General features: G+C 72.9%; 9 protein-coding genes and 1 pseudogene. 5 read left to right on the top strand and 5 right to left on the bottom strand.

Annotated elements, in window-relative coordinates:
* Positions 1–202, top strand: a pseudogene (locus AC1DUQ_RS14025) (hypothetical protein); the annotation flags it as partial.
* Here the strand turns inward: AC1DUQ_RS14025 and AC1DUQ_RS14020 are convergent.
* The gene (locus tag AC1DUQ_RS14020; RefSeq protein WP_477073990.1) at positions 199–1,797 is read right to left on the bottom strand and encodes an ABC-F family ATP-binding cassette domain-containing protein; all 1,599 of its coding nucleotides are present in this window, start codon (positions 1,795–1,797) and stop codon (positions 199–201) included. The pseudogene AC1DUQ_RS14025 and the gene AC1DUQ_RS14020 overlap by 4 nt on opposite strands.
* Before the next feature lie 161 nt (positions 1,798–1,958).
* On the opposite strand from AC1DUQ_RS14020, the gene AC1DUQ_RS14015 reads away from it, so the two are divergent.
* Genes AC1DUQ_RS14015 through ypfJ form a run of 4 tightly spaced genes read left to right on the top strand, consistent with a single transcriptional unit; the run spans position 1,959 to position 4,904 of the window.
* Positions 1,959–2,636 carry a biotin transporter BioY gene (locus AC1DUQ_RS14015; protein WP_477062804.1) on the top strand — a complete coding sequence of 226 codons (678 nt, stop codon included), beginning with the start codon at positions 1,959–1,961 and terminating at the stop codon, positions 2,634–2,636.
* 8 nt (positions 2,637–2,644) lie between these two features.
* Positions 2,645–3,358, top strand: a complete 714-nt coding sequence (locus AC1DUQ_RS14010; RefSeq protein WP_477062803.1) for an energy-coupling factor ABC transporter ATP-binding protein — start codon at positions 2,645–2,647, stop codon at positions 3,356–3,358.
* On the top strand, positions 3,355–3,987 hold the full coding sequence (locus AC1DUQ_RS14005) for a CbiQ family ECF transporter T component (RefSeq protein WP_477062802.1): 633 nt from the start codon (positions 3,355–3,357) through the stop codon (positions 3,985–3,987). Before AC1DUQ_RS14010 ends, AC1DUQ_RS14005 begins: the two co-directional genes overlap by 4 nt.
* Before the next feature lie 50 nt (positions 3,988–4,037).
* Positions 4,038–4,904 (top strand): KPN_02809 family neutral zinc metallopeptidase, encoded by an 867-nt coding sequence (ypfJ, locus tag AC1DUQ_RS14000; RefSeq protein WP_477062801.1) that lies wholly within the window; start codon positions 4,038–4,040, stop codon positions 4,902–4,904.
* Between the two features lie 4 nt (positions 4,905–4,908).
* Here the strand turns inward: ypfJ and AC1DUQ_RS13995 are convergent, their stop codons facing one another.
* The 4 genes from AC1DUQ_RS13995 to AC1DUQ_RS13980 all read right to left on the bottom strand — a co-directional run.
* Positions 4,909–5,406, bottom strand: coding sequence for a hypothetical protein (locus AC1DUQ_RS13995; RefSeq protein WP_477062800.1), 498 nt, complete (start codon positions 5,404–5,406; stop codon positions 4,909–4,911).
* Between the two features lie 100 nt (positions 5,407–5,506).
* Positions 5,507–5,842 carry a metal-sulfur cluster assembly factor gene (locus tag AC1DUQ_RS13990; protein ID WP_056093855.1) on the bottom strand — a complete coding sequence of 112 codons (336 nt, stop codon included), beginning with the start codon at positions 5,840–5,842 and terminating at the stop codon, positions 5,507–5,509.
* On the bottom strand, positions 5,839–6,318 hold the full coding sequence (gene sufU, locus AC1DUQ_RS13985; RefSeq protein ID WP_477062799.1) for a Fe-S cluster assembly sulfur transfer protein SufU: 480 nt from the start codon (positions 6,316–6,318) through the stop codon (positions 5,839–5,841). The genes AC1DUQ_RS13990 and sufU overlap by 4 nt, the downstream gene beginning before the upstream one ends.
* Positions 6,315–7,398, bottom strand: a 1,084-nt coding sequence (locus AC1DUQ_RS13980; RefSeq protein WP_477073989.1) for an aminotransferase class V-fold PLP-dependent enzyme, incomplete at its 5' end; no start/stop codon positions are given. The genes AC1DUQ_RS13980 and sufU, both read right to left, overlap by 4 nt.

The following is a 7,398-nucleotide window of genomic DNA, read 5'->3' as shown; positions in this document are numbered from 1 at the left end:
GGGTGAGCCCGCGGACCCGACGCCGGCCCCGGTGACCACCGCCTCGGGCGTCGAGCTGTGGCCCACCCGGGACACCCCCCGACCGCGTCGCGCACCGACGGCACCGGACGTCCCCCACCGCCGCGGCGGGCGCGACGAGGACGCCGAGGACGCGCTGATCGACGCCCAGCTGGGTCGATCGGACCCACCGGACGCGTCCTAGGCGAGCGCGATGAGGTCCAGGTACGCCGGGTTCCAGAGGTCCTCGTCGCCGTCGGGCAGCAGCAGCACCCGCTCCGGGTCGAGCGCCGCGACGGCACCCTCGTCGTGCGACACCAGCACCACGGCGCCCGAGTAGCCGCGCAGCGCCGCGAGGATCTCCTCGCGGGAGGCAGGGTCGAGGTTGTTCGTCGGCTCGTCCAGGAGCAGCACGTTGGCGCTGGAGACGACCAGGGCGGCGAGCGCGAGCCGGGTCTTCTCCCCGCCGGACAGCACCCGGGCGGGCTTGTCGGCGTCGTCGCCCGAGAACAGGAACGAGCCGAGCACGGACCGCACCTGGGTCTCCGTGAGGTCGGGCGCGGCGGACTTGAGGTTCTCCACGACCGTGCGCTCGAGGTCGAGCGTCTCGTGTTCCTGGGCGTAGTAGCCGAGCTTGAGCCCGTGCCCGGGGCGGACCTCGCCGGTGTCGGACTTCTCGATCCCCCCGAGGATGCGCAGCAGGGTGGTCTTGCCGGCGCCGTTGAGGCCGAGCACSACSACCYKGCTGCCGCGGTCGATGGCGAGGTCGACGTCCGTGAAGACCTCCTGCGACCCGTAGGTCTTGGACAGGCCCGACGCGGTCAGCGGGGTCTTGCCGCAGGCTGCCGGCTCCGGGAACCGCAGGCGCGCGACCTTGTCCGACGCGCGGACCTCCTCGAGCCCCGACAGCAGGCGCTCGGCGCGGCGCGCCATGTTCTGCGCGGCGACGGTCTTGGTGGCCTTGGCGCGCATCTTGTCGGCCTGCGCCATCAGGGCGGAGGCCTTCTTCTCGGCGTTGGCGCGCTCCCGGCGGCGGCGCTTCTCGTCGGTCTCGCGCTGCTGCAGGTACGCGTCCCAGCCGAGCGCGTACTGGTCGAGCTGGGAGCGGTTGGCGTCCAGGTGGAAGACCTTGTTCACCGTGGCCCGCAGYAGGTCGGCGTCGTGGGAGATGACGACGAACCCGCCGGAGTAGGTGCGCAGGTAGTCGCGCAGCCACAGGATCGAGTCGGCGTCGAGGTGGTTGGTCGGCTCGTCGAGCAGCAGCGTGTCGACGCCCGAGAACAGGATCCGGGCCAGCTCGACGCGGCGGCGCTGGCCACCGGAGAGCGTGCCGATCGTCTGGCCGAGCACGCGCTCGTCGAGCCCGAGGTTCGACGCGATCCGGTGCGCCTCGCTCTCGGCGGCGTACCCTCCGGCCGCGTTGAACCGGGCGTCGAGGCGCGTGTACCGCTCCATGGCCTTGTCGCGCAGGTCGTCATCGGTGCTCGCCATCGCACCCTCGGTCACGCGCATCGCGCGGACGATCTCGTCGAGACCGCGCGCGGAGAGCACCCGGTCCATGGCGAGCGCGTCCAGGTCGCCCGTGCGGGGATCCTGCGGGAGGTAGCCGACCTCCCCGGACCGGACGATCTGGCCGCCGGTGGGCTGCGTCTCCCCCGCCAGCGTCTTGGTGAGTGTGGTCTTGCCGGCGCCGTTGCGACCGACCAGACCGATCCGGTCGCCGGCCGCGATGCGGAACGACGACTCCTCGAGCAGCACGCGTGCGCCGATGCGCAACTCGACAGCCTGGGCAGTGATCACTTGACGGTTTCCTCCGAGTTCGCCGCGCTGGCGTTGGCCGCGGGCACAAACGCCAGCAAGTCTACTTGCGGCTAGCGTGGCGTCCGGTCGCAAGGGGATTGATGACGCACCCCGGACCCGCGGGATCGCACCGCACTCGCCACGACTATCGAGGGGTAGCCATGACCAGCGCACCTGAGAACGAGACCGCCGCCGCACTTCCCGCCCCGGTCGCCCGCACCTCCGTCTCCACGGATGTCGCGCTGATCTCCACGTTCGCGGCGTTCATCGCGGTGTGCGCGATCCTGCCCGGCATCCCGACCCCGTCCGGCGTGCCGATCACCCTGCAGACGTTCGCCGTGATCTTGGCCGGCCTCGTGCTCGGCTGGCGTCGCGGCGGTCTCGCCGCGCTGCTCTACGTCGCCCTCGGGCTCGCGGGGCTGCCGATCTTCTCCGGCGGCGTCGGCGGGGTGGCCGTCCTCGCCGGAGCCTCGGTGGGCTACCTGCTGGCCTTCCCGTTCGCCGCCGCCCTCGCGGGCGTCCTCGGCGGCGTCGCGCTGCGGCTCGCGCCCCGGCTCCAGGCGTCACGGTTCGCCGCGCGGCTCGGCGACTGGGCGGTGCGCACGACGTCGGCGTGGCGGTACCCCCTCCTGGTGCTCGCCGGACTCGGCGCGAGCTTCCTGACGATCCACCCGGCCGGCATCGTCGGCCTGATGGCTCGCCTGGGGATCTCGTTCGGCGAGGCCCTGGCCATCGACGTCGTGTACTGGCCAGGGGACGTGATCAAGAACCTCGCCGCCGCGGCGGTGGCGGTCGCGATCTTCAAGGCGTTCCCCGACATGCTGCGCTCCCGCCGCTGACCTGGCCCATGATCGCGCTCGACGACGTCCTCGTCACCGCGTACAGCCCTGACCCGGACGGCGGTGCCGACCGCATCGTCCGGCTGCTCGGGCCGGTGACCCTGGAGCTCACCGAGCGTCGCATCGCGATCGTCGGCGCCAACGGCTCGGGCAAGTCGACCCTGGCCCGGCTGCTCAACGGCCTCGTGCTGCCCTCGTCCGGCACCGTGCGGGTGGACGGCCTCGACACCGCGCGCGACGGGCCCGCTGTCCGCCGCAAGGTCGGGTTCGTGTTCACCGACCCGGACGCCCAGCTCGTCATGCCGACGCCGGTCGAGGACGTAGCCCTGTCGCTGCGCCGCCTGCCGCTGACCGCTGCCGAACGCGACGTCGCCGCGCGGGCGGCACTGGCCCGGTTCGGGCTGGCCGAGCGCGCCGAGGTCCCCGTGCACGCGTTGTCCGGGGGCCAGCGCCAGCTGCTCGCGCTCGCCTCGGTCCTCGCGACGGAGCCCGCGGTGCTGGTGTGCGACGAGCCGACGACGCTGCTCGACCTGCGGTGGCGCGGCGTGGTCGACCGGCTGCTGGACGATCTCGACCAGCAGGTGATCACGGTGACCCACGACCTCGACGCCGCGCTCCGGGCCCAGCGCGTCCTCGTGGTCGACGGGGGCGCCGTGGTGTTCGACGGGGACCCGGCGGAAGCGGTCGCGTCCTACCGGGCGCTGATGCAGGTGCCGACGTGAGCGGGCCGATCAGGCCGCCGTGGGCAGGACCCCTCGGCCTGTACCACCCTGGCACCACCGTCATCCACCGCGCGCCGGCCGGGTTCAAGCTCGCGTGCCTGGCGCTCTTCGCGGTCGCCGTCGTCGCCGTCCGAGGACCTCTGTCCGCGCTGGCCTTCCTGGGTGTCGCCCTGCTCGCGCAGCTGGTCGCTCGTCTCCCGTGGCACCGGACCACCCGCGGACTCGTCCCCGCGCTCCTCACCGCAGCGCTGATCGGTCTCTACCAGTGGTGGGCGCGCGGCTGGGCCACCGCCGTGGAGGTCGCCGTCGACCTGGTGGCCCTCGTGCTCCTCGCCGCGGTCGTCACGGCCACCACCCGGGCGGACACGCTCCTGGACGCGCTCGCCCGTCTCGCGCGCCCGCTCCGGCACGTCGGCCTGCGCCCCGAGACGTTCGCCCTCGCGGTCGGCCTCTTCCTGCGCACCATCCCCGTGCTGGCCAGGATGTCGCTCGAGACACGTGACGCGGCTCGAGCCCGCGGCCTCGACCGGGACCCGCGCGCGATCCTCGTCCCGGCCGCGGTCCGCATGGTGGCCCACGCCCGGGCCACCGGCGACGCGCTCGCCGCCCGAGGCCTCGACGGGCACTGATCACCCGCTCTCGACGGGCGGACGGACCCGCCCCCGGCTAGGTTGCCTGCGTGACGTTCCAGGAGGGTGGCAGCTTCGGTGGCGGCCGCGTCCGCAAGGGCGGCGGCGGCAAGGTCGCAGTGGGCGGCGGTGCGATCGGCATCCTCGCGCTCGTCGTCTACCTGTTCACGGGAGTGGACCTGTCCGGAGTCACCGGTGGCGCACAGCAGCCCGCGCCGGAGACCGGGGAGACCGTCGGCGAGTGCACCGCCGAGCAGGCCAACACGGACCGCGAGTGCCTGTACAGCGCGACACTCGACTCGCTCGACACGTTCTGGGGCGCGACCATCCCGGCCGCCGGCGGCCAGTTCAGCATCCCCGAGGCGGTGTCGTTCAACGCCGCCGTCAGCACCGGCTGCGGCAACGCGTCGAGCTCCACCGGGCCGTTCTACTGCCCGCCGGACGCCACGATCTACGTGGACGTCTCGTTCTTCGACCAGCTGGCCCAGCTCGGCGCCGAGGACGGCCCGCTGGCCGAGCAGTACGTGATCGCGCACGAGTACGGCCACCACATCCAGCAGATCACCGGCGTGATGGACCAGGCCGACCGCCAGGGCGCCGGCGCGGACTCCGACTCGGTCCGGGTCGAGCTGCAGGCGGACTGCTACGCCGGCATGTGGGCCGGGAACGCGGCGACGACCGTGGACCCGGACACCGGCGTCACCTACCTCGAGCCGATCACGACGGCGCAGCTCCAGAACGCCCTGGGCGCGGCGGAGGCCGTCGGTGACGACAACATCCAGGAGCAGTCCGGCGGTGGCGTGAACCCGGACTCGTGGACCCACGGGTCGAGCGAGCAGCGGGAGCGCTGGTTCACCACCGGCTACGAGCAGGGCACGCTCGCCGCCTGCGACACGTTCGCCACCGACCAGCTCTGAGGCCTCAGGGGCGAGTGCGCCCCACACGGAGCACGACGAGCGCTGCACCGGCCATGCTCAGGGCGACGGCCAGCATCGCGACCCCGTTCGAGCCACCCGACGTGTTCAGCGCCGCGGCATCGACGAGCACCGGCCGGAGCACCGACGCGGCGGAGTGGGCGGCGAATCTGCCTGCCCCCACCAGGGCCAGGAACAGCGCGGCCACGCAGAGGAGCACGGCGACGACGCCCGCCCTGCGCTTCACCCCGTGCCGCCGAGCCACCGCCGCACCGACGGCGACGATCACGAACCCCGCGCCGAACGACCCCAACGCGGCCTCCCGCAGCACGTTGTTGGCGGCGCCCGGCACGTCGGCGAGCATCCAGCCGACGCTCCCGATCGACTGCGCGATGGCGAGCACCGCGACCCCCGTCGCAGCCGTCACCGCGCTGACGACCACGGCATCGGCGCGCATCCGGAACGCGATCGGGGCGGTCGCGACGTTGCCCTCGAGTGCTCTCACACCCCCAGGATGCTCCATCGAGCTCCCCGCCGACCGCTGTTCGGGCACGCAGAAGCCCCGGTCAGCACATTGGCTGACCGGGGCTCCGGAGACGGCGACCCTAGATGTTGAAGCCCAGGGCACGCATCTGCTCGCGGCCGTCGGGCGTGATCTTCTCGGGGCCCCACGGCGGCATCCACACCCAGTTGATGCGGAACCCGTCCACCAGGCCCTCGAGCGCCTGCGCCGACTGGTCCTCGATGACGTCGGTCAGCGGGCAGGCCGCCGACGTGAGCGTCATGTCGATGACGGCCGTGTTGGTCTGGTCGATCGTCAGCCCGTAGACCAGGCCGAGGTCGACGACGTTGATGCCCAGCTCGGGGTCGATGACGTCGCGCATGGCCTCCTCGACGTCGGCCACCGTGATGGGGGCGGGCGAGGGTGTGTCCGTGCTCATGAGTTCTCCCGTGCGCCGGTCTTGATGAGTGCGTCGGTCAGCGCCGCCCAGCCGAGCAGGGCGCACTTGATCCGCGCGGGGTACTTGGCGACGCCCGTGAAGGCGGTCGCGTCGCCGAGGGAGTCCTCGGCGTCGTCGTCGAGGCCGTTGCCGCGCGTCTGCATGAGCGCGCGGAACGTGCCGCCGAGCTGGTCCACGGTGGCGAGGTCGTTGCCGACCACCAGGTCGTGCAGCACCGAGACCGAGGCCTGCGAGATGCTGCAGCCCTGCCCGTCCCAGCGCACGTCGCGGACCACACCCGTGTCGTCGAGGTCCACCTGCAGGGTCACCTCGTCGCCGCAGGTCGGGTTCACCTGGTGCGACTCGCCCGTGTGCAGGTGCAGGTCCCCCGCCACGCCCAGCCCCTTGCCGTGCGGGAACTTCGCGTGGTCCAGGATGACCTGCTGGTACAGCTGCTCCATCGATCCCGTGCTCATGACACCTCCAGACCGAAGAACGCCCGGACCCCCGTCAGTGCTTCCCGGAAGACCTCGATCTCCTCGTCGGTCGTGTAGACCGCGGCGCTCGCCCGTGACGTCGACGCTACGCCGAACCGGCGGTGCAGGGGCTGCGCACAGTGGTGACCCACCCGCACGGCCACGCCGGCGTCGTCGAGGACCTGGCCGACGCCGTGCGCGTGCACGCCGTCGACGACGAACGAGACGGTCGCCAGGCGGTCGCGCGTGTCGGTCGGGCCGATCACCCGCACGCCCGGCACCGAGGCGACCGCGTCGAGCAGCAGTCCGGCCAGGTGCGCCTCGTGCGCGGCGACGGCGTCCATGCCCAGCTCGGCCAGGTACGACGCCGCGGCGCCCATCCCGACGGCCTGCGACACCATCTGCGTGCCGGCCTCGAACCGCTGCGGCGGCGGCGCGTAGGTGGTCGACTCCATGGTGACGACCTCGACCATCGACCCGCCCGTGGTCACCGGCGGCATCGCCTCGAGCAGCTCGCGCCGCCCGTACAACGCGCCGACGCCCGTGGGCCCGAGCATCTTGTGCCCCGAGAACGCCGCGAAGTCGACGCCCAGGGCAGACAGGTCCACCGGCAGGTGCGGGACGGACTGGCAGGCGTCCAGGACGGTCAGAGCGCCCACTGCGCGGGCGCGGGCGACGAACGCCTCGACCGGCGTGATCGCACCCGTGACGTTCGACGCGTGCGTGAACGCGAGCACCTTGGTGCGGTCGGTGACCACCGTGTCCAGCTCGTCGACCCGGATCCGCCCGTCGTCGTCCACGCCGAGCCACCGCAAGGAAGCCCCCGTGCGCAGAGCGAGCTCCTGCCACGGCACGAGGTTCGCGTGGTGCTCCGCCTCGGTGACCACGATCTCGTCGCCCGGGCCGAGGGCGAACTGGCGTGCGGCCGCTCCCCCGCGGCCGAGCGACGCGTTCGACATCGCGTAGGCGACCAGGTTGATCCCGGCGGTCGCGTTCGACGTCCACACCAGCGACCCCGGCGACACCCCGACGAACGACGCCACCCGGTCGCGGGCGTCCTCGAACGCCTCGGTGGCCTCC

It is taken from the genome of Cellulomonas sp. P4_B5_2, from assembly GCF_056402235.1.
The sequence above is the reverse complement of the archived record's forward strand: the minus strand, read 5'-3'. Positions and strand labels throughout refer to the sequence as shown.